The sequence below is a fragment of the Microbacterium sp. K36 genome, from assembly GCF_004794355.1.
Lineage (GTDB): Bacteria > Actinomycetota > Actinomycetes > Actinomycetales > Microbacteriaceae > Microbacterium > Microbacterium paraoxydans_D.
The window spans coordinates 16,186-36,465 of sequence record NZ_SSDN01000101.1 but is presented as its reverse complement, the minus strand read 5'-3'; the positions used below and the strand labels follow the sequence as shown (position 1 = coordinate 36,465).

General features: G+C 67.5%; 19 protein-coding genes. 11 read left to right on the top strand and 8 right to left on the bottom strand.

Annotated features, from left to right (window positions below; all coding sequences use genetic code 11):
* The first annotated feature begins 19 nt into the window (after positions 1-19).
* The 5 genes from dnaE (at position 20) to DW296_RS15855 (ending at position 7,667) form a co-directional block, all read left to right on the top strand.
* Positions 20-3,538, top strand: coding sequence for a DNA polymerase III subunit alpha (gene dnaE, locus DW296_RS15875; RefSeq protein WP_136053000.1), 3,519 nt, complete (start codon positions 20-22; stop codon positions 3,536-3,538).
* 67 nt (positions 3,539-3,605) lie between these two features.
* Positions 3,606-4,832, top strand: a complete 1,227-nt coding sequence (locus DW296_RS15870) for a hypothetical protein (RefSeq protein ID WP_136052999.1) — start codon at positions 3,606-3,608, stop codon at positions 4,830-4,832.
* Between the two features lies 1 nt (position 4,833).
* Positions 4,834-6,138, top strand: a complete 1,305-nt coding sequence (gene hisD, locus DW296_RS15865; RefSeq protein WP_136052998.1) for a histidinol dehydrogenase — start codon at positions 4,834-4,836, stop codon at positions 6,136-6,138.
* Between the two features lie 10 nt (positions 6,139-6,148).
* Entirely contained in the window at positions 6,149-6,619 is a 471-nt protein-coding gene (nrdR, locus tag DW296_RS15860) for a transcriptional regulator NrdR (RefSeq protein WP_025105071.1), read from the top strand.
* 10 nt (positions 6,620-6,629) lie between these two features.
* Positions 6,630-7,667 (top strand): quinone-dependent dihydroorotate dehydrogenase, encoded by a 1,038-nt coding sequence (locus tag DW296_RS15855; protein ID WP_136052997.1) that lies wholly within the window; start codon positions 6,630-6,632, stop codon positions 7,665-7,667.
* Here the strand turns inward: DW296_RS15855 and DW296_RS15850 are convergent.
* Positions 7,642-8,214, bottom strand: a complete 573-nt coding sequence (locus tag DW296_RS15850) for a DUF3043 domain-containing protein (protein ID WP_060921218.1) — start codon at positions 8,212-8,214, stop codon at positions 7,642-7,644. The genes DW296_RS15855 and DW296_RS15850 overlap by 26 nt on opposite strands.
* Positions 8,215-8,259: 45 nt before the next feature.
* On the opposite strand from DW296_RS15850, the gene DW296_RS15845 reads away from it, so the two are divergent.
* The 5 genes from DW296_RS15845 to DW296_RS15825 all read left to right on the top strand — a co-directional run bounded on the left by DW296_RS15845 (position 8,260) and on the right by DW296_RS15825 (position 13,302).
* Positions 8,260-9,663: a dipeptidase gene (locus DW296_RS15845; RefSeq protein WP_136052996.1), complete on the top strand. Its 1,404-nt coding sequence runs from the start codon at positions 8,260-8,262 to the stop codon at positions 9,661-9,663.
* A gap of 66 nt (positions 9,664-9,729) precedes the next feature.
* Positions 9,730-10,092, top strand: a complete 363-nt coding sequence (gene erpA / locus DW296_RS15840) for an iron-sulfur cluster insertion protein ErpA (protein WP_136052995.1) — start codon at positions 9,730-9,732, stop codon at positions 10,090-10,092.
* Positions 10,093-10,230: 138 nt separating this feature from the next.
* The gene (gene ctaC / locus DW296_RS15835) at positions 10,231-11,127 is read left to right on the top strand and encodes an aa3-type cytochrome oxidase subunit II (protein ID WP_136052994.1); all 897 of its coding nucleotides are present in this window, start codon (positions 10,231-10,233) and stop codon (positions 11,125-11,127) included.
* A gap of 3 nt (positions 11,128-11,130) precedes the next feature.
* The gene (gene ctaD, locus DW296_RS15830; protein ID WP_025105065.1) at positions 11,131-12,864 is read left to right on the top strand and encodes an aa3-type cytochrome oxidase subunit I; all 1,734 of its coding nucleotides are present in this window, start codon (positions 11,131-11,133) and stop codon (positions 12,862-12,864) included.
* Positions 12,865-12,867: 3 nt separating this feature from the next.
* Positions 12,868-13,302, top strand: a complete 435-nt coding sequence (locus tag DW296_RS15825) for a cytochrome c oxidase subunit 4 (protein ID WP_025105064.1) — start codon at positions 12,868-12,870, stop codon at positions 13,300-13,302.
* Between the two features lie 63 nt (positions 13,303-13,365).
* On the opposite strand, the gene DW296_RS15820 is transcribed toward DW296_RS15825, so the two are convergent.
* The 7 genes from DW296_RS15820 to ctaE form a co-directional block, all read right to left on the bottom strand.
* Complete coding sequence (locus DW296_RS15820; protein WP_136052993.1) at positions 13,366-13,785, bottom strand: rhodanese-like domain-containing protein; 420 nt, start codon at positions 13,783-13,785, stop codon at positions 13,366-13,368.
* 80 nt (positions 13,786-13,865) lie between these two features.
* Positions 13,866-14,390 carry a GNAT family N-acetyltransferase gene (locus tag DW296_RS15815; protein ID WP_136052992.1) on the bottom strand — a complete coding sequence of 175 codons (525 nt, stop codon included), beginning with the start codon at positions 14,388-14,390 and terminating at the stop codon, positions 13,866-13,868.
* The gene (locus DW296_RS16560; protein WP_168429052.1) at positions 14,387-14,539 is read right to left on the bottom strand and encodes a hypothetical protein; all 153 of its coding nucleotides are present in this window, start codon (positions 14,537-14,539) and stop codon (positions 14,387-14,389) included. Before DW296_RS16560 ends, DW296_RS15815 begins: the two co-directional genes overlap by 4 nt.
* A gap of 77 nt (positions 14,540-14,616) precedes the next feature.
* Positions 14,617-16,431 (bottom strand): cytochrome bc1 complex cytochrome b subunit, encoded by a 1,815-nt coding sequence (gene qcrB, locus DW296_RS15810; RefSeq protein ID WP_136052991.1) that lies wholly within the window; start codon positions 16,429-16,431, stop codon positions 14,617-14,619.
* A complete protein-coding gene (gene qcrA, locus DW296_RS15805; RefSeq protein WP_025105059.1) occupies positions 16,428-17,504 on the bottom strand; it encodes a cytochrome bc1 complex Rieske iron-sulfur subunit in 1,077 nt (358 codons plus the stop codon). The genes qcrB and qcrA overlap by 4 nt, the downstream gene beginning before the upstream one ends.
* Positions 17,505-17,540: 36 nt before the next feature.
* Positions 17,541-18,341, bottom strand: coding sequence for a cytochrome bc1 complex diheme cytochrome c subunit (gene qcrC / locus DW296_RS15800; protein WP_071329602.1), 801 nt, complete (start codon positions 18,339-18,341; stop codon positions 17,541-17,543).
* A 20-nt stretch (positions 18,342-18,361) separates the two neighbouring features.
* On the bottom strand, positions 18,362-19,015 hold the full coding sequence (gene ctaE, locus DW296_RS15795; RefSeq protein WP_105950032.1) for an aa3-type cytochrome oxidase subunit III: 654 nt from the start codon (positions 19,013-19,015) through the stop codon (positions 18,362-18,364).
* Between the two features lie 192 nt (positions 19,016-19,207).
* Here ctaE and trpD point away from each other — a divergent pair, with 192 nt between their 5' ends.
* The gene (trpD, locus tag DW296_RS15790; RefSeq protein WP_136052990.1) at positions 19,208-20,278 is read left to right on the top strand and encodes an anthranilate phosphoribosyltransferase; all 1,071 of its coding nucleotides are present in this window, start codon (positions 19,208-19,210) and stop codon (positions 20,276-20,278) included.
* Positions 20,279-20,280 lie beyond the last annotated feature (2 nt).

Genomic DNA, 20,280 nt, shown 5'->3' with positions numbered 1-20,280 from the left:
TCGAACGTAGACTCGAAGCATGGCATCCGACTCCTTCGTCCACCTGCACGTGCACAGCGAGTACTCGATGCTCGACGGGGCTGCGAAGATCAATGCGATGACGCAGGCGGCAGCCGATTACGGCATGCCGGCGATCGCGGTGACAGACCACGGGAACACCTTCGCGGCGTTCGAGTTCTACAACGCCGCGCGCAACGCCGGCATCAAGCCCATCGTCGGTCTCGAGGCCTACGTCACTCCGGGCACGCACCGCAGCGACAAGACCCGCGTGCAGTGGGGCTCGGCGGACCAGCGCAGCGACGACGTGTCGGGTTCAGGCGCGTACACCCACATGACCATGTGGAGTCAGAGCACGGAGGGCATGCACAACCTCTTCCGGCTGAGCTCGCTGTCGAGCATGGAGGGGTACTACTTCAAGCCGCGAATGGACCGCGAGCTGCTCCAGACGTACGGCAAGGGGCTCATCGCCACGACGGGGTGCCCGTCGGGAGAGGTGCAGACGCGGCTGAGGCTCGGCCAGTACGACGCCGCCCGCGCGGCTGCAGCGGAGTTCCAGGACATCTTCGGCAAGGAGAACTACTTCGCCGAGATCATGGACCACGGCCTGTCGATCGAGCGCCGGGTCATGACCGATCTGCTGCGGCTCGCGAAAGACCTCGGCATTCCACTCGTGGCCACCAACGACTCGCACTACACCCACCAGCACGAGGCCGATGCCCACGCAGCCCTGCTGTGCGTGCAGTCCGGCTCCACGCTCGACGACCCGAACCGCTTCAAGTTCGACGGCGACGGGTACTACATCAAGACCGCGGCCGAGATGCGACAGCTCTTCCGGGACCACCCGGAGGCCTGCGACAACACGCTCCTGATCGCCGAGCGCTGCGAGGTCGAGTTCAACACCTCGGCGAACTACATGCCCCGGTTCCCGGTCCCGGACGGCGAGACCGAGGACAGCTGGCTCATCAAGGAGGTCGAGGCCGGGCTGCACTACCGGTACCCGGGCGGCATCCCGGACAAGGTGCGCAAGCAGGCCGAGTACGAGACCGGGATCATCCTGCAGATGGGCTTCCCCGGCTACTTCCTCGTCGTCGCCGACTTCATCAACTGGGCCAAGGACAACGGCATCCGCGTCGGTCCGGGACGTGGCTCCGGTGCCGGGTCGATGGTCGCCTACGCGATGAAGATCACGGATCTCGATCCCCTCGAGCACGGTCTGATCTTCGAGCGCTTCCTCAACCCGGACCGCGTCTCGATGCCCGACTTCGACGTCGACTTTGACGACCGTCGTCGTGGCGAGGTCATCGAGTACGTGACCAGGAAGTACGGATCCGAGCGGGTCGCCCAGATCGTCACCTACGGCACGATCAAGTCGAAGCAGGCGCTCAAGGACGCCGGTCGCGTCCTCGGCTTCCCGTTCAGCATGGGCGAGCGGCTCACCAAGGCCATGCCCCCGGCCGTGATGGGCAAGGACATGCCCCTCGACGGCATGTTCGACTCCGCGCACCCGCGCTACAAGGAGGCGAGCGAGTTCCGCGCCCTCATCGAGACCGACCCCGAGGCGAAGACGGTCTTCGACCGGGCCCTCGGCCTCGAGGGGCTGAAGCGACAGTGGGGCGTGCACGCCGCCGGCGTCATCATGTCGTCGGAGCCCCTGCTCGACATCATCCCGATCATGCGCCGCGAGCAGGACGGCCAGATCGTCACGCAGTTCGACTATCCGTCGTGCGAGTCCCTCGGCCTCATCAAGATGGACTTCCTCGGCCTCCGGAACCTCACGATCATCTCGGACGCGCTCGACAACATCCGGATGAACCGCGGTGAAGAGCTCGACCTCGAGCACCTCGGCCTCGATGACCCCGCCGTCTACGAGCTGCTGGCCCGCGGCGACACGCTCGGCGTCTTCCAGCTCGACAGTCCGCCGCTGCGTTCACTCATGCGGCTCATGAAGCCCGACAACTTCGGCGACATCTCGGCCCTCATCGCGCTGTACCGTCCGGGGCCGATGGGAGCGAACTCCCACACCAACTACGCGCTGCGCAAGAACGGGCAGCAGGAGATCACCCCGATCCATCCCGAACTCGCGGAACCGCTCGCCGAGATCCTGGAGGAGTCCTACGGACTCATCATCTACCAGGAGCAGGTCATGGCCATCGCGCAGAAGGTGGCCGGGTTCAGCCTCGGTCAGGCCGACATCCTGCGCCGCGCGATGGGGAAGAAGAAGAAGTCCGAGCTGGACAAGCAGTATGCGGGGTTCGCGGCGGGAATGACCGAGCGCGGCTTCGGGGAAGGAGCGGTCAAGGCGCTGTGGGACATCCTCCTGCCGTTCTCGGACTACGCCTTCAACAAAGCGCACTCCGCCGCGTACGGTCTTGTGTCCTATTGGACCGCCTACCTCAAGGCGCACTACCCGGCCGAGTACATGGCCGCACTCCTCACGAGCGTCGGTGACTCGAAGGACAAGATGGCGCTCTACCTCAACGAGTGCCGCCGGATGGGCATCAAGGTGCTGCCGCCGGACGTCTCCGAGTCGATCAACTTCTTCGCGGCCGTCGGCGACGACATCCGCTTCGGCCTCGGCGCCGTCCGCAACGTCGGCACGAACGTCGTCGACGGCATCGTGCAGTCACGGAAGGACGAGCGGTTCACCTCCTTCCATCACTTCCTCGACAAGGTGCCGCTGCACGTGGCCAACAAGCGCACGGTCGAATCGCTCATCAAGGCCGGCGCCTTCGACTCCATGGGGGACACCCGCCGGGCCCTCCTCGAGATCCATGAGGACGCCGTCGAGGCGGCGGTCGACCGGAAGCGCAACGAGGCCCAGGGTGCCATCGGTTTCGATTTCGACAGTCTCTACGACGGCATGGAGGAGGCGGCACCCGCGAAGGTGCCCCCGCGTCCCGAGTGGATCAAGAAGGACAAACTCGCCTTCGAGCGAGAGATGCTCGGCCTCTACGTCTCTGACCACCCGTTGGCTGGTCTCGAGGTCCCGCTCGCGAAGCATGCCTCGATCTCCATCCACGACCTCAACAACTCCGAGGACCTGCAGGACGGTGATCAGGTCACCGTGGCCGGCCTGGTCACGAGTGTCCAACATCGGGTGGCGAAGGCGAGCGGAAACCCCTACGGCATGATCACCGTGGAGGACTTCAACGGTGAGGTCACCGTGATGTTCATGGGTAAGACGTACCTCGAGTTCCAGCACACTCTGCAACAGGATGCGATCCTCGCCGTGCGCGGTCGGGTGTCGCGCCGCGACGACGGGCTCAATCTGCATGCGCAGTCGGCGTTCGCGCCCGACGTCGGCTCCTTCGACGCGGCGGGTCCGCTCTCGCTCGTCCTCGCGGAACAGCGCGCCACCGAGCGGGTCATGACGGAGCTGGCAGAGGTACTCCGGCGGCACAGCGGGGACACCGAGGTGCTGCTGCGTGTGCATCGCGCGGGCACGGCGAAGGTGTTCGAGGTGCCCATGCCGGTGAAGGTCTCCGCCGACCTCTTCGGTGACCTCAAGTCACTGCTCGGACCAACCTGTCTGGGGTGAGCGGGTAGGATCGGGAGCCGTCGAGAGCACCGGAAAGACGTGGTGCGCCGATGAGGAAAGGACGACTATGAGCACGGATCTTCCCGAGCCGGACGCCGAAGCGGTGTTCAGCGATGAGGACGGCGTCCTCTACGACGACGAGGTCACGCCGGAGTACGGCATCCTCGGTTTCACGCTGCGCGAGCTGCTGATCGTGGGTGTGTGGCTGGTCTCCTTCCTCGTCTCGTTCTTCCCCCTCAGCGGGGGCATCTCGTTGTGGGGCATCGGCATCCAGTGGATCCTGCCGATCGGCGTGCCCACCGTGGCCGTCTTCCTTCTCGTCCTCCGGCGCTTCTCGCCGGACGGGATCCGGCGAGTCGGGTCGCTCGGAATCGACCAGTTCGCCTCCGTGGCGTTCTCGGTGTCGGCCTGCGTCTGGGCCGGAAACCTGTGGCTCGCTCTCTCCGCCGTCATCTCCACGGGGAACTGGGGGCTGCCCTGGAACGCCGTCGTCCAGGTCATCGCCTCGACTGCTCTCGTCGTCCTCACGGTCTTCGCGCCGCTCATCCCGGGGCTCAAGGAGGACTTCCAGGGGCGGCTCGTCACCCTCGCGCACCGCAACGCCAATCCGGTGCGCCCGGTGATCGCACGGCCGCGTCCCGAGGCGACGTCGACCGGATCCGCCGCCGAGGCCCCTGCAGTCACTGAGTCTCCTGCCGCGGCAGCCGAGGGCGAGACAGCCGTGATCTCCGACGCCGATGCCGAGCAGAGCATTGCTGACGCGGACGCCGCCGCCGATCTCCGCGATACCGACACCGACACGCGCGACGTGTCGGCGAACGGCGTGGATCGCGTCCCTCTCACCGCGCATGCCTCGGGCGGGGGAACCGGAACCGTGCCGGTCTCCGCGGAGGACGAGTACACCCCGGTGTACTCACGGCGGTCCCGCGGAGAGCAGCCGGAGATCGTTTCCGACACCGGCAGCATCGAGTCGCTGCTGGGCGCCAAGGCGCTCTCCGAGGAGGAACTCGCGGCCGCGCAGGAACCGGCATCGGATGGCGTGACGGCGGTGCATTCCGTCATCGACGATCACCAGGCAGCCGCCCCGCGTCGGACCGCGCCCGAGGCGCAGCCCTTCTGGATCCTCGCCCCGACGGAGCGCGACGTGCACGACGAACGCGGAGAGCCGATCTTCCGCATCGGTCCGACCGCCTGGGCGCTCGTCATCGAGGATCGGGGCGGGGCGTTCGTCGTGCGCCACGATGACGGACGCATCGGCTACCTCCACGACATCGCCGGCATCACGAAGGGCTGACATGCGCACGATCGATCTGCGGGGGCGCGAGCTCTCGCCCGCTGACATGCTGGCGGTCGTTCCGCGCGCGACCCAGGCACGAGCCGAGGCGCTCGACACCGCCGCGCGTCTCGTCGACGACGTGCGGGATCGCGGCGAGGACGCGCTGCGGGAGCAGGCGGAGCGGTTCGACAGGGTCACCGGGCACGCTGTGCGGGTGCCGGAAGCACACCTCGCTGAGGCGCTGTCGGACCTGGCTCCGACGGTCCGCGCATCCCTCGAAGAGGCCATCCGACGTGTGCGCCTGGCCTCGGCCGCGCAGGTTCCCGCACCGCAGGTGACGAGGATCGGCGAGGGAGCGACCATCACGCAGCGCTGGCAGCCGGTGGCCCGTGTCGGGGTCTACATCCCCGGGGGCAAGGCCGTCTACCCGTCGAGCGTCGTCATGAACGTCGTCCCCGCGCAGGTCGCGGGGGTGCAGCAGATCGCCCTCGCCTCGCCGCCGCAGGCGGACCAGGACGGTCGCGTCCACCCCACCATCCTGGCCGCCGCGGCGCTGCTCGGGGTCTCCGAGGTCTACGCGATGGGCGGAGCCGGAGCCATCGGTGCGCTCGCCCACGGCGTCGCCAGCCTGGGGCTCGATCCCGTCGACGTCGTGTCGGGGCCGGGAAACAACTACGTCGCGTCGGCGAAGCGGGCCGTCGCCGGGGTGGTCGGTACGGACTCCGAGGCCGGCGCGACCGAGATCCTCGTCGTCGCCGACGCCGAGGCCGACCCTCGTCTCATCGCCGCCGACCTCGTCAGCCAGGCCGAGCACGACGAGCAGGCCTCGGCCGTCCTCGTCACAGATGCCCTGGAGATCGCGGAGCAGGTCCGCGCGGAGGTCGAGCAGCAGGCCGCGCGCACCCGGCACAGCGAACGCGTCAGGGCTGCGCTGTCCGGTCCGCAGTCGGCGATCGTGCTGGTGGACGATCGAGCGACGGCGGCCGCGTTCAGCAACGCCTACGCCCCCGAGCACCTGGAGCTGCACCTCGCGGATGCGGAGGAGGCGGCAGCCGCCTTCACGAGCGCCGGTGCCGTGTTCGTCGGCGATCAGACCCCCGTCAGCCTCGGTGACTACATGGCCGGAAGCAACCACGTGCTGCCCACCGGTGGTCAGGCTCGCTATGCACCGGGCCTGGGCGCCTACACGTTCCTCCGCCCACAGCAGGTCGTCTCCTACGACCGCTCGGCCCTGGCCGTTGTTCGGGAGGGCGTGGTCGCGCTGGCCGAAACCGAGGTGCTCCCGGCCCACGGCGAGGCGATCGAGGCCCGCTTCACCGCGTAGGATCTGTCAGATGCACTGCCCCTTCTGCCGTCACCCCGACTCCCGGGTCATCGATTCCCGCACCAGCGACGACGGACTCTCGATCCGTCGGCGCCGTCAGTGTCCGGAATGCGGGGGACGGTTCTCCACGACGGAGACGGCGAGCCTCAACGTCATCAAGCGCTCGGGCGTCATGGAGCCCTTCAGCAGGGAGAAGGTCATCTCCGGTGTGCGCAAGGCCTGCCAGGGGCGCCCCGTGACGGAGGCGGACCTCGCGATCCTGGCGCAGCGGGTGGAGGAGGCCGTCCGGCAGACCGGCGTCTCCCAGCTCGACACGAACGAGATCGGCCTCGCCATCCTGGGGCCGCTCCGTGAGCTCGACGAGGTCGCCTTCCTCCGCTTCGCGAGCGTCTACCAGGCGTTCGACTCGCTCGAGGACTTCGAGTCCGCGATCAGCGACCTCCGGGCCGACCACGCGAAGGCGGAGGCGGCGGACCGGTAATCTGGCAGGGATGTATCCGCTGCTCTTCCGCGCCGTCCTGTCGCGCTTCGACCCCGAGTTCGCCCACCACGCCGGCATGGCGGTGATCCGCGTCCTCGGTGTGCCGCCGTTCTCGTGGGCCACCCGCGCGATGACCCGCCCTGACCCTTCGCTTCGCGTCGAGGCCCTGGGGTTGACGTTCCCGTCGCCGTTCGGCATCGCGGCCGGGTTCGACAAGAACGCCGTCGGGGTTCGCGGACTCGCGGCGCTCGGCTTCGGCCACGTCGAGGTCGGCACGATCACGGCAGTCCCGCAGAAGGGCAACCCGAAGCCGCGCCTGTTCCGGCTGGTCGAGGACCGGGCAGTCATCAACCGCATGGGCTTCAACAACCGGGGCGCGGATGCCGCAGCCCGTCGTCTCGCCCGCCTTCGCCGCGGTGCCCCCGACACGGTGATCGGCGTGAACATCGGTAAGAGCCGCGTGGTGGACGTCGAGGACGCCGTCGCCGACTACGTCGCCTCCGCCACCCGCCTGGCTCCGCTGGCCGACTACCTCGCGGTCAACGTCTCGTCGCCGAACACTCCGGGGCTGCGGGGTCTGCAGGCGGTGGAGACCCTGGCGCCGCTGCTGCGGGCCGTCCGTCAGGCAGCCGGGTCCACCCCATTGCTCGTGAAGATCGCGCCCGACCTGCCCGACGACGAGATCACCGCGATCGCGCGGCTCGCCGTCGAGGAGGGGCTCGCGGGCATCATCGCCCACAACACGACGATCAGCCGTGACGGCCTGCGGACCGATGCGGCCGTCGTCGAGGCGGCGGGCGCGGGCGGTCTGTCCGGCGCGCCACTCAAGCAGCGGTCGCTGGAGGTGCTCCGGGTCGTCCGTGCGGCGGTGCCGGACGACTTCTGCGTGATCGCCGTGGGCGGCGTCGAGACGGCCGCCGATGTGCAGGAGCGTCTGGATGCCGGGGCCACGCTGGTCCAGGGCTACACGGCGTTCCTCTACCGCGGCCCGTTCTGGGGCCGCGAGATCAACCGCGGACTGGTCAGTCCGGGTACTGCCCGCGCTTGACCTGCGGCTTGGGCAGGCGCATGAAGCGCATCTGCAGGGCCCGCATGCCCGCATACCAGCCGAGACCCTTCTCGACGCGGTCCTTGCCGAACTTCGCGGCCGCCTTGCGCTTGACCCGCATGCCGAGGAGGATCATGCCGCCGATGGCGATCACGAGGTACGCCATCATGAACAGGTACGCGTAGAACGAGATCATCATGTTCGTCGGCAGCAGCGAGGCCAGGATGACGAGCACCATGACACCCATCACGAACTCGGCGGGGTGCCAGCCGGCGTCGACGTAGTCGCGCACCCACCGGCGCTGCGGGCCCTTGTCACGCGCGGGGAGGTACTTCTCCTCACCGGCGGCCATGCCGGCCTGCGCCTTCGCGCGACGCTCGTTGAGCTCGGCGCGAGCCGCGGCCTTCGCCTCCTTGGTGTTCGCCACGAGGGGGCGGCGACGCGCAGCCTCCTGCTCGGCGCGGGTCGGCGTCGCGCGTCCCTTGCCGACGGCAGGCGTCTGGGGGGCGTCGTCGTTCGTCGAAGGGGAGGCGGGGGTAGTGGCCACGAGGTTCCTCGGTTCGCTGGGGTGGGTCGCCTTAAGATTACTCGCATGACCTCACCTGCACTTCCCAGCGAGTCCGACGCCGCCGTCCTCGAAGCCGTCGCCACCGGCATCCCCTCCGCGCTGTCGGACCTCGGGAACCTCGTGCGCATCCCCGGCATGGCCTGGCCGGCCTTCGACCAGACCCAGCTCGAGCGCAGCGCCGACGCCGTCGCCGCGCTCGCGCGCGGCACCGGGGTGTTCGACGAGGTGACCGTGCTCCGCGCCGACATCCCCGGCACCGAGGAGCAGGGCCAGCCTGCCGTCCTGGCGACCCGCGCGGCGCGGAACGGCAAGCCGACGATCCTCCTCTACGCCCACCACGACGTGCAGCCTCCGGGGGACGACGCCCTGTGGGAGACGCCGCCTTTCGAGCCGACCGTGCGTGACGGCCGTCTCTACGGCCGCGGCGCGGCGGACGACAAGGCGGGCATCATGGCGCACATCGGCGCGATCCGAGCGGTCGCGGACGTGCTTGGCGACGACCTCGACCTCGGGATCGCGATGTTCGTCGAGGGGGAGGAGGAGTACGGCTCGCGGTCGTTCGCGCAGTTCCTCTCCGACAACAAGGACGCCCTCCGCGCCGATGCGATCGTCGTCGCGGATTCCGGCAACTGGGATTCCGTCACGCCGGGCCTGACTGTGTCCCTCCGCGGCAACGCGCGCTTCACCCTGAAGGTGCGCACGCTCGACCACGCGTCCCACTCCGGGATGTTCGGCGGCGCCGTGCCCGACGCGATGATGGCGACCGTGCGACTCCTCGCCACGCTGTGGAACGAGGACGGCTCCGTCGCGGTCGAGGGGATGACCGCTCGGAATGCCGAGACGCCCGAGTACACCGAGGAGACGCTGCGCGACGAGGCCGGGCTCCTCCCGGGGACGACGCCCATCGGCGACGGCACGATCCTCAGCCGCATCTGGAACAAGCCCTCCGTCACGGTCATCGGCATCGATGCGACGAGCGTCGCCGCGGCCTCGAATACCCTGCTCCCGGAGGTGACCGTGGTGATCAGCGCCCGTGTCGCCCCCGGGCAGTCCGGCCAGGACGCCTACGAGGCTCTGGAGCGTCACCTCCGTGCACACGCGCCCTTCGGTGCCGAGCTGACCTTCTCCGATGTGGACCTCGGCAACCCCTTCCTCGTGGACACGAGCGGGTGGGCCGTCGCGCTGACCCGGGACGCCATGCGTGACGGGTACGGGGTGCCCCCGGTGGATCTCGGTGTGGGCGGGTCCATCCCGTTCATCGCGGATCTCGTGCGGGAGTTCCCGGAGGCCCAGATCCTCGTCACCGGCGTGGAGGATCCGCACTCCCGCGCGCACAGCCCCAACGAGTCGCTGCATCTGGACACCTTCCGGCACGCCGTGGCGACCGAGGCACTGCTGCTCGCCCGTATGAACGCGCGGGAGATCTGAGCCTTCCGTCCCCACCGGCGGTAGAATCGTAGGAGAGCCCGTACCCGGCCCGTCACGAGGAGCGACATGAGCGACACCACCCTGTCCGCAGAGACCACGAGCGCACACGGCGTCAAGCTGACGGACGCCGCCGCCACGAAGGTGAAGAACCTCCTGGAGCAGGAGGGACGCGACGACCTGCGTCTGCGCGTCGCCGTGCAGCCCGGCGGCTGCTCGGGCCTGATCTACCAGCTCTACTTCGACGAGCGCTTCCTCGAGGGTGACGAGACGGTCGACTTCGATGGTGTCGAGGTCATCGTCGACAACATGAGCGTTCCCTACCTCGACGGTGCCTCGATCGACTTCAAGGACACCATCTCCGAGCAGGGCTTCACGATCGACAACCCGAACGCGGCGGGCAGCTGCGCCTGCGGCGACAGCTTCCACTGACACGTTCTCCCCCGAACGGCCGTCGTCACCTTGCGTGACGGCGGCCGTTCCGCTTCTCAACCTGCATGGTTGGCATGAATCAGGTGTGAGGTTGCTCTAGACTTGAACATGCCTTGTCCGCGATCTGAAAGGTGCATCGTGCCCTCGAAACGCCGCCTTCGTTGGGCCGCACTCCCTGTGGGAGTTGTGGCAGCTGTGGCTCTGGCGGGATGTACTCCCACCGAGCTGAACGGCTTTCTTCCGGGCTTCGTGGATGGTGGTCCGGCAGCAACCAACCAGACGGAGCGCGTCTCGTCCCTCTGGGTGAACTCCTGGATCGTTCTCCTCGCGGTCGGCGTCGTCACCTGGAGCCTCATGGCCTGGGCTGCGATCGCGTACCGCCGGCGCAAGGGCCAGACCGGCCTGCCGGTGCAGATGCGCTACAACATGCCGATCGAGATCTTCTACACGATCGTGCCGCTCATCCTCGTGCTGGGCATGTTCTTCTTCACGGCTCGCGATCAGACCGAGATCGAGGCGAAGTGGGACGACCCCGACGTCGAGATCACCGCGATCGCCAAGCAGTGGGCGTGGGACTTCCAGTACGACGGTGACACCGAAGAGGACACCGTCTGGACGATGGGCATCCAGGCCCAGCCGGACGCCGAGGGCAACATCGACCAGGCCGAGCTGCCGACGCTGGTGCTCCCCGTCGACCAGAAGGTCACGATCAACCTGCAGTCCCGCGACGTGATCCATTCCTTCTGGATCATCGACTTCCTCTACAAGAAGGACATGTTCATCGGGAAGGACAACTCCTGGTCCTTCATCCCCACTCGTGAGGGCGAGTACGCCGGCAAGTGCGCCGAGCTCTGCGGCGAGTACCACTCGATGATGCTCTTCAACGTGAAGGTCGTCTCGCAGGACGAGTACGACGCTTACCTCCAGTCCCTCGAGGAAGAGGGCAACACGGGAGACATCACCGACGCGTACGACCGTCTCTCGAACCTCCCCGGCACCTCCGGGAAGACCGACACCGAGGAAGGAGAGGAGTAAGTCATGTCGACCACTGAAGCTCCTCGCACCGACGAGGCACCCCGCTCCCGTCCCACCACCCTGCCCGCGCGCCAGGCCGCTCTGATGAGCTCGTCGCGCGTCGAGCAGAAGGGCAACATCGTCGTCAAGTGGATCACCTCCACGGACCACAAGACGATCGGGTACATGTACCTCATCGCCTCGGTGATGTTCTTCCTCCTCGGCGGTGTGATGGCGCTCGTCATCCGTGCCGAGCTGTTCGCGCCGGGCATGCAGATCGTCCCGACGAAGGAGCAGTACAACCAGCTGTTCACGATGCACGGCACGATCATGCTGCTGATGTTCGCGACGCCGCTGTTCGCAGGCTTCGCGAATGCGATCCTTCCGCTGCAGATCGGTGCTCCGGATGTCGCCTTCCCGCGTCTGAATGCCTTCGCCTTCTGGCTGTTCCTGTTCGGCTCGACCATCGCGGTCGCCGGCTTCCTCACCCCGCAGGGTGCGGCCTCTTTCGGCTGGTTCGCGTATCAGCCCTTGGCCAACGCGTCGTTCTCGCCAGGAGCGGGTGGAAACCTCTGGATGCTCGGTCTCGGCATCTCGGGCTTCGGTACCATCCTCGGTGCGGTGAACTTCATCACGACGATCATCACGATGCGTGCTCCCGGCATGACGATGTGGCGGATGCCGATCTTCAGCTGGAACACGCTGATCACCAGCCTGCTGATCCTGATGGCCTTCCCGGTCCTGGCCGCGGCGATCTTCGCTGCCGCCGCCGACCGCGTGCTCGGTGCGCACATCTACGACCCGGCCAACGGCGGTGTCCTGCTCTGGCAGCACCTGTTCTGGTTCTTCGGCCACCCCGAGGTCTACATCATCGCGCTGCCGTTCTTCGGCATCGTCTCGGAGATCTTCCCGGTGTTCAGCCGCAAGCCGATCTTCGGGTACAAGACCCTGGTCTACGCGACCATCGCGATCGCGGCCCTGTCCGTGGCCGTGTGGGCGCACCACATGTACGTCACCGGCTCCGTGCTGCTGCCCTTCTTCGCCCTGATGACGATGCTCATCGCGGTGCCGACGGGTGTGAAGATCTTCAACTGGATCGGAACGCTCTGGAGAGGTTCGGTGACGTTCGAGACGCCGATGGTGTTCTCGCTCGGCTTCCTCGTGTCGTTCGTCTTCGGTGGTCTCACCGGCGTGATCCTCGCGGCCCCGCCGCTGGACTTCCACCTCAGCGACTCGTACTTCGTCGTGGCGCACTTCCACTACGTGGTGTTCGGCACGGTCGTGTTCGCGATGTTCGCCGGCTTCTACTTCTGGTGGCCGAAGTGGACGGGTCGCATGCTGAACGAGCGTCTCGGCTACGTGCACTTCTGGATGCTGTTCGTCGGCTTCCACATGACCTTCCTCATCCAGCACTGGCTCGGTGTCGACGGCATGGTGCGTCGCTACGCGGACTACTCCGCGGCGGACGGCTGGACCTGGCAGAACCAGGTCTCCACGATCGGTGCGATCATTCTCGGTGCCTCGATGCTGCCGTTCTTCCTGAACGTCTGGATCACCGCCCGCAAGGCTCCGAAGGTGACGGTGAACGACCCCTGGGGTTACGGTGCCTCGCTGGAGTGGGCGACCTCGTGCCCGCCGCCGCGGCACAACTTCACGTCGATCCCGCGCATCCGCAGCGAGCGTCCGGCGTTCGACCTGAACCACCCGGAGGCCGCGGAGTTCGCGACCACCGCACCCGGCGAGCGAGAGGGCCACTGAGCCATGCGCGACAACGTCATCATCTGGTGGGTCCTCACCGCGTTCTTCGCCCTCGTCGGCGTCGTCTACACGGGCTGGAACATCCTGGCTCACCCGGGCCTTCCGCTGGTGAACCAGATCGAGTGGGTCGGCACGGTCGCCCTGTTCTTCTCGGCCTTCATGGGCGCGATGGTCGCTTTCTACCTCGACCGGACGCACAAGGCGCAGAACGGCGAGCTGCCCGAGGACATCCTCACGTCGGACATCGACGACGGTGACCCCGAGCTCGGCGAGTTCAGCCCGTGGTCCTGGTGGCCGCTGGTGCTCGCGGCTTCGGCGGGTGTCTTCGTCGTGGGTCTTGCGGTCGGTCACTTCCTGCTCCCGATCGGCCTCGCGATCTTCGTGGTCGCCATCGTCGGCTGGGTCTACGAGTACTACCGCGGGAACTTCGCCCGCTGAGTCTCCTCACACCACGAAGGCCCCCGGATCACTCCGGGGGCCTTCGTCGTTCCTGGGATCCGGTCACACGTGGGTGCGGATGCGGGGGATTCCGGTCAGCGGGTCGACGGGACGGTGGTGCACACCCTCGGCGTCTTCGACGGGATATCCCTCGCGGGCCCAGTACTCGAAGCCGCCGATCATCTCGCGCACGCGATAGCCGAGACGAGCGAACTCGAGCGCGCCGCGGACACCGCCGTTGCATCCGGGGCTCCAGCAGTAGACGACGACCTCGGCGTCCGCGGGGATCTCCTCCGGGGCACGGCGGGCGATTTCGCTGTGAGGCATGTGGAGCGCGCCGGACACGCGCCCCTGGGCGAATGCCTCGGTCGAGCGGACGTCGACCACGACCAGTGCGCGGCCGGCGGCACGGTCGGCGTGCACGTCGCTGGGGTCGGTCTCGAACGCGAGTCGGGCGGCGAAGTAGTCGAGGGGATCGATCATGAGCCCAGACTAGGGATGCGCCGGCGTCGACGACCGAGGGATACCGTCGTGCGTCGCGCGAATCCTGCCGTCGTAGCCGGTCAGAGCGCCGCAGTCATCTGGATCCGCCGTCCGTACCGGTTCAGGCCGAGACGCTCTTCGACGGCGACGAGCTCGCGGAGGAAGTCGGTGTCCGGCGTGGACTCCGTGAAGCCGCAGCGGGAGTAGAACGGGGCATTCCAGGGTACGTCCGCGTAGGTGCGCAACGTGAGCTGCGAGCGGCCGCGACGGCGGGACTCGTCCTGGGCCGCCATGACGAGGGCACGACCGATCCCGCGGCGACCGGAGGCGGGGTGGACGGAGAGCTGCTCCATATGGGCGTACCCGGGTCCCTCCAGCACCTGCACGAACCCGACCGGTACCTCGAGCCCGCCGGCAGCCTCCGCCGCAGGGGAGCAGGTGGCCACCAGGACGAATCCCTCGGCGCGCTGGCGGTCACCGGCTGTCGACGGCGGGGGCCAGTCCTCGGCACCGAAGCGATCGGTCAGAAGGCTGTCAGCAGCGCGCTCGATCTCCTCCAGGACGGCATGGTCCTGATGCGTCGCGTGTCGGATGAGGGTGGTCATGCACGCTCCGGGGGCAGCGCGGCGACCGCCTCGATCTCGACGAGCTGGCCGTCGTAGCCAAGAACGGCGTCAGCGGGGGTGGTGGCGGCGTACGCGTATGGGGCGTCGGCGAGGAGGGGAGCACGGAGCAGGCGGACGACCGAAGACATGAGACGATCCTCTCATCAGGGGAGGACGATGAAGGCCCCGTCCAAGCGGACGGGGCCTTCGCGAGGGGGAGCGACGACTACGCGTCGTCCTCCGACTTCTTCTTCCGAGGCTTCTTGACCGGCTCGGTCGAGATCACCGTGCTAGGCGTGTTCGGCGTCTCGTCGACGTGCGTCTCGTCGACGGTGAGCGGCGCGTCCGGGAACCCGGCGCGCTCGTGAGCGCCCTGGATCTCGGCGGCCTCCGCCTCCTCGTTCCCCGCAGTGACGTGGTGCTGGTGCGCGTCGGCGGCGTCGATCTCGGCCTGCGTGAGCGGGGCGAGGCGGTCCTCGAAGAACCAGCGCGACATCGCAGAGCGGAGGTTCTCCGTCCACGGGATGCGGCCCTTGGCGTTCGGGCGGACGACCAGCGGCTCGTAGCCGTCGACGTCGATGAGCTTCCAACGGTCGTAGACGTCGACCGGCTGGTGCACCTCGATGAACTCGCCGCCGGGGAGGCGGACGATGCGTCCGGACTCGAAGCCATGCAGGACGATCTCACGGTCCTTCTTCTGGAGAGCGATGCAGATGCGCTTCGTGACGAAGTAGCCGATGATCGGTCCCAGGAACAGCAGAGCCTGCAGCGTGTGGATGACGCCTTCCATGGTGAGCATGAAGTGCGTGGCGATGAGGTCGGACGAGGCCGCCGCCCACAGGACCGCGTAGAAGATGACGCCGGCGACGCCGATCGCGGTACGGGTGGCCGCATTGCGCGGACGCTGGGCGATGTGGTGCTCGCGCTTGTCGCCGGTGACCCACGCCTCGATGAACGGGTAGATCGCGACGATGACAATGAACAGACCGAGCACGGCGACCGGAGCCAGGATTCCGAACGACCAGGTGTGGTCGAGGAACACGATGTCCCAGTTCGACGGTGCCAGGCGCAGCGCGCCGTCCGCGAACCCGATGTACCAGTCCGGCTGCGTACCGGCCGAGACAGGGGAGGGGTCGTAGGGGCCGTAGTTCCAGATCGGGTTGATCTGGAAGAACGTCGCGATCAGCACGATGGTGCCGAAGACGATGAACAGGTAGCCACCCATCTTGGACATGTAGACCGGCATCATCGGGTAACCCACGACGTTGTCGTTCGTGCGGCCGGGGCCGGCGAACTGCGTGTGCTTGTTGATGATCATGAGCATCAGGTGCACGGCGATGAAGGCGATGACCAGCATCGGGAGCAGCAGGATGTGCAGCGTGTACAGGCGACCCACGATGTCGGTGCCCGGGAACTCGCCGCCGAAGAGGAGGAACGAGGTCCAGGTGCCGATCAGCGGCAGACCCTTGATCATGCCGTCGATGATGCGCAGGCCGTTGCCGGAGAGCAGGTCGTCGGGGAGCGAGTAACCGGTGAAGCCCTCGGCCATCGCGAGGATGAACAGCACGAAGCCGATCACCCAGTTCAGCTCGCGCGGCTTGCGGAACGCGCCCGTGAAGAACACGCGCAGCATGTGCACGCCGATGCCGGCGATGAAGACGAGCGCGGCCCAGTGGTGGATCTGGCGGACCAGCAGGCCACCGCGGAGGTCGAACGAGATGTGCAGGGTCGACTCGAGAGCCGACGACATCGCGATGCCGCGCATGGGGGCGTAGGCGCCGGTGTAGTGGGTCTCCACCATCGACGCCTGGAAGAAGAACGTCAGGAAGGTTCCGGAGAGGAACACGACGACGAAGCTCCAGAGCGCGATCTCACCGAGCATGAACGACCAGTGGTCGGGGAAGATCTTGCGGCCGAGCTCCTTGACGAAGCCCGAGAGGCTCGTGCGCTCATCGATGTAGTTCGACGCGGCGCCGACGAAGCGGCCGCCGAGAGGCGCCTTGGTGTCCTTCTCGTCCTTGGACAGCGTTGCGGTGCTCAATGGCGCTCCCAGAAGCTCGGGCCGACGGGTTCGGTGAAGTCGCTGCGTGCGATGAGGTAGCCCTCGTCGTCCACGGTGATGGGCAGCTGCGGCAGCGGCCGGGCAGCCGGGCCGAAGATGACCTTCGCGTGGTCCGTGACGTCGAACTGCGACTGGTGGCACGGGCACAGCAGGTGGTGGGTCTGCTGCTCGTACAGCGCGACGGGGCAGCCGACGTGGGTGCAGACCTTGGAGTACGCGACGATGCCGTCATAGGACCAGTCCTTGCGGTCCTCGGCCTCGATGAGCTGCTCCGGGCGGAGGCGCATCATCAGCACGATGGCCTTGGCCTTCTCCTCGAGGTAGCCCTCATCGTGACCGAGCTCCGCGAGGTCCTCCGGGATCACGTGGAAGGCGGAGCCGAGCGTGACGTCGGCGGCACGGATCGGGGTGCCGTCGGGGTCGCGGACGAGGCGCATGCCCTCATCCCACATCGTGTGCTTCAGCAGCGCGACCGGGTCGCCCGCAGTGGGGTCGTCCGGCGTTGAGTGCGGAGCAAGTCCGCGGAACAACGTCACACCGGGGATGATCGACGCGACGATCGCTGCGAACAGCGAGTTGCGGATCATCGTGCGACGGCCGAAGCCGGACTCCTCGTTGGCGTCGGCGAAGGCCTTGATGGCCGCCTCACGCGTCGAGTCCTTGCCCCGGGTGGGGTGGCGGAGCTCGACGTGCTCCTTGTCGGACATGAGGGCCTTCGACCAGTGGATCGCGCCGATGCCCAGGGCCAGCAGCGCGAGCGCGATGCCGAGACCGATGAAGAGGTTGTTCTGACGGATGTCGATGAGAGCGCCGCTCTCGATCGGGAACAGCATGTAGGCGGCGACCGCCCAGATGCTGCCGGCGAGCGACAGGTAGAACAGCGTGTAGACGGTGCGGACGGCGGCCTTCTCAGCCCGCGGGTCCTTGTCGGTCATCCGCTCGCGGTGCGGCGGAAGACCGGGGTTCTGCACGGGATCGCTGACTGCGACACCCAGCCCCGGAGAGGGCTGGTAGGCCCTGTCAAGAGCCTGCGAGTCGTCGTCGTGTGCCATGGTGCTCCTCGTACGTTCCTCTTCGATGAATAAGCGTCAGTTGGACTTCGCCGTGATCCACACGGTGATGGCGACCAGAGCGCCGATACCGAAGATCCACACGAACAGGCCCTCGGAGACCGGTCCGAGCGAGCCGAGGGAGAAGCCGCCGATCTGGACGGACTGCTGCTGGAAGAGCAGAGCCGAGATGATGTCGCGCTTGTCCTCGTCGGACAGGTTCATGTCGCCGAAGACCGGCATGTTCTGCGGGCCGGTGACCATGGCCGCGTAGATGTGCAGCGCGCTGGTCTCGGTGATGGCCGGAGCGTACTTGCCCTCGGTGAGAGCGCCACCGGCGGCGGCCACGTTGTGGCACATCGCGCAGTTGACGCGGAAGAGCTCGGCGCCGTGTGCCACGTCGCCTTCGCCGTCGAGGATCTCGTCGGCGGGGTACGTCGGGCCGGGGGCCTCGGACTGCACGTAGGCCGCCATCGCGAGGATCTGCTCCTCGGTGAACTGCGGCTCCTTCTGCGGAGCCTGCGGTCCCTGCATCTGCAGCGGCATACGGCCGGTCGACACCTGGAACTCCACCGCCAGCTCGCCGACGCCGTAGAGGCTCGGGCCGTTGGGGGTGCCCTCCAGGTCGAGGCCGTGGCAGGTGGCGCAGTTGGCCGTGAACAGCTTCTCGCCGTCCTCGACCGTCAGCTGCGTCGATGCCGTCGGGGCGTCGTTGGCGGCGAATGCCGCCGTCGCGCCCGCGTACACCGCACCGGTGATCATGAGGCCTGCTCCGATGAGCGCGGCCGCCGCCAGTGGGCTGCGACGACCGCTCGAACGGCGCTTCTTCTCTCGTGCCATCTCGGGGATCAGCTCCGCTCTTATTTCAGGAAGTAGATAACGAAGAACAGCACGATCCAGACGACGTCGACGAAGTGCCAGTAGTAGGACACCACGATCGAGGAGGTCGCCTCCTTGTGCCGGAAGTTCTTGACGGCGTACGCGCGGCCGATCACCAGGAGGAACGCGACGAGTCCGCCGGTGACGTGGAGGGCGTGGAAGCCGGTGGTGATGTAGAAGGCCGAGGCGTAGGCATCAGCCTGGATCGGCATTCCCTCGGCGACCAGCTGGGCGTACTCCCAGACCTGACCCGAGACGAAGATCGCGCCGAGGGCGAAGGTGAGGAAGAACCACTCGACCATGCCCCAGCCGAACAGACGACGGCGGCCGGCACCGTTCTTCTGTCCCTTGCCGATCTTGTACGGCTGCAGGTCCTCCGCCGCGAACACGCCCATCTGGCACGTGAACGAGGAGAGCACGAGGATCGCCGTGTTCACTGCCGCGAACGGAACGTTCAGGAGCTCGGTACGGTCGGCCCACAGCTCGGGTGAGGTGCTGCGGAGCGTGAAGTAGATCGCGAAGAGTCCCGCGAAGAACATCACCTCGCTGCCGAGCCACACAATGGTGCCGACAGCTACCGGGTTGGGCCGCTTGATGGTTCTCGCCGCCGGGGCATACGTCGCTGAGGTCGTCACCCCTCCATTATGGCCGATCCGCGAGCGTGATTCTTGCACCCCAGACCCTCGATTCGCCCTTCGGGGACTTAGGGGACCCTAAGAAAACACTGCGAATACCCGGTGAATACGCGGGAAACGCCGTCCCTCCGTCGGCTGGGCGCCCGCCCGGATCGCACTGCACGTTTTTTCTGCGCCGATAGGATCGCACACATGGCTGATTCCCTGACCTGGTCCGACGTGCTCACCTCTCTCCTGGAGCGTCGCGACCTCAGCGTCTGGGAGTCCACCTGGGCCATGCGGCAGATCATGAAGGGCGAGGTCTCCGAAGCGCAGCTCGCCGGGTTCCTCGTCGCTCTGCGCGCGAAGGGCGAGACGATCGACGAGATCGTCGGTTTCCGGGATGCCATCCTCGAAGCCGCGGTGCCGCTTCCGGTCTCTCCGGACGTGCTGGACATCGTCGGCACGGGCGGGGACCGGGTGGGGACGGTGAACGTCTCGACGACGGCGGCCGTCATCATCGGTGCCACCGGGATCCCGGTCGTCAAGCACGGGAACCGGGCCGCGAGCTCCGCGTCCGGCTCCTCCGATGTCCTCGGTGCCCTCGGCCTGGAACTCTCGCTCGACCCCGCGGCCGTCGCCTCGATCCTCGACCGGACGGGTATCACCTTCGCCTGGGCGGGGGCCTTCCACCCCGGTTTCAAGCACGCCGGCGCGGTCCGTTCGCAGCTCGGCGTGCCCACGGTGTTCAACATGCTCGGACCGCTCTGCAATCCGGCGCGCGCCGAGGCGAACGCGGTCGGCGTGGCGCAGATGGAGCGCGTGCCGCTCATCACCGGCGTCTTCCGCACACGAGGTGCCACCGCGCTGGTGTTCCGTGGCGATGACGGACTGGACGAGCTCACGACCACCGGCCACAGCCGCATCTGGGAGGTCACCCGCGGGGACATCCACGAGCACGACCTCGACCCGCGCGACCTGGGGATCCCCCTCGCCGACCTCTCCGATCTGATCGGCGGCTCGCCCGCCCACAACGCCGAGATCCTCCGTCGGACCCTCGCGGGAGAGCAGGGACCGGTGCGGGACATCGTTCTCCTCAACGCCGCCGCCGGTATCGTCGCCTTCGAGCTGTCCCAGGACGCGACCCAGGTGCAGCGGCCCATCCTCGAGCGCCTCCGCGACGGGTTCACCCGGGCGTCCGCTGCGGTGGATGACGGGAGTGCGCTGGCGAAGCTCGACCAATGGATCGGCGTGAGCCGCGAGCTGGCTGCCCCGAAGGAGTGACC

What these genes read in the sequence shown, in the direction of transcription:
- dnaE (WP_136053000.1), top strand. Translation starts at nt 20, where the DNA reads ATGGCATCCGACTCCTTCGTCCACCTGCACGTGCACAGCGAGTACTCG.
- DW296_RS15870 (WP_136052999.1), top strand. Translation starts at nt 3,606, where the DNA reads ATGAGCACGGATCTTCCCGAGCCGGACGCCGAAGCGGTGTTCAGCGAT.
- hisD (WP_136052998.1), top strand. Translation starts at nt 4,834, where the DNA reads ATGCGCACGATCGATCTGCGGGGGCGCGAGCTCTCGCCCGCTGACATG.
- nrdR (WP_025105071.1), top strand. Translation starts at nt 6,149, where the DNA reads ATGCACTGCCCCTTCTGCCGTCACCCCGACTCCCGGGTCATCGATTCC.
- DW296_RS15855 (WP_136052997.1), top strand. Translation starts at nt 6,630, where the DNA reads ATGTATCCGCTGCTCTTCCGCGCCGTCCTGTCGCGCTTCGACCCCGAG.
- DW296_RS15845 (WP_136052996.1), top strand. Translation starts at nt 8,260, where the DNA reads ATGACCTCACCTGCACTTCCCAGCGAGTCCGACGCCGCCGTCCTCGAA.
- erpA (WP_136052995.1), top strand. Translation starts at nt 9,730, where the DNA reads ATGAGCGACACCACCCTGTCCGCAGAGACCACGAGCGCACACGGCGTC.
- ctaD (WP_025105065.1), top strand. Translation starts at nt 11,131, where the DNA reads ATGTCGACCACTGAAGCTCCTCGCACCGACGAGGCACCCCGCTCCCGT.
- DW296_RS15825 (WP_025105064.1), top strand. Translation starts at nt 12,868, where the DNA reads ATGCGCGACAACGTCATCATCTGGTGGGTCCTCACCGCGTTCTTCGCC.
- DW296_RS15820 (WP_136052993.1), bottom strand. Translation starts at nt 13,785, where the DNA reads ATGATCGATCCCCTCGACTACTTCGCCGCCCGACTCGCGTTCGAGACC.
- DW296_RS15815 (WP_136052992.1), bottom strand. Translation starts at nt 14,390, where the DNA reads ATGACCACCCTCATCCGACACGCGACGCATCAGGACCATGCCGTCCTG.
- DW296_RS16560 (WP_168429052.1), bottom strand. Translation starts at nt 14,539, where the DNA reads ATGTCTTCGGTCGTCCGCCTGCTCCGTGCTCCCCTCCTCGCCGACGCC.
- qcrA (WP_025105059.1), bottom strand. Translation starts at nt 17,504, where the DNA reads ATGGCACACGACGACGACTCGCAGGCTCTTGACAGGGCCTACCAGCCC.
- qcrC (WP_071329602.1), bottom strand. Translation starts at nt 18,341, where the DNA reads ATGGCACGAGAGAAGAAGCGCCGTTCGAGCGGTCGTCGCAGCCCACTG.
- trpD (WP_136052990.1), top strand. Translation starts at nt 19,208, where the DNA reads ATGGCTGATTCCCTGACCTGGTCCGACGTGCTCACCTCTCTCCTGGAG.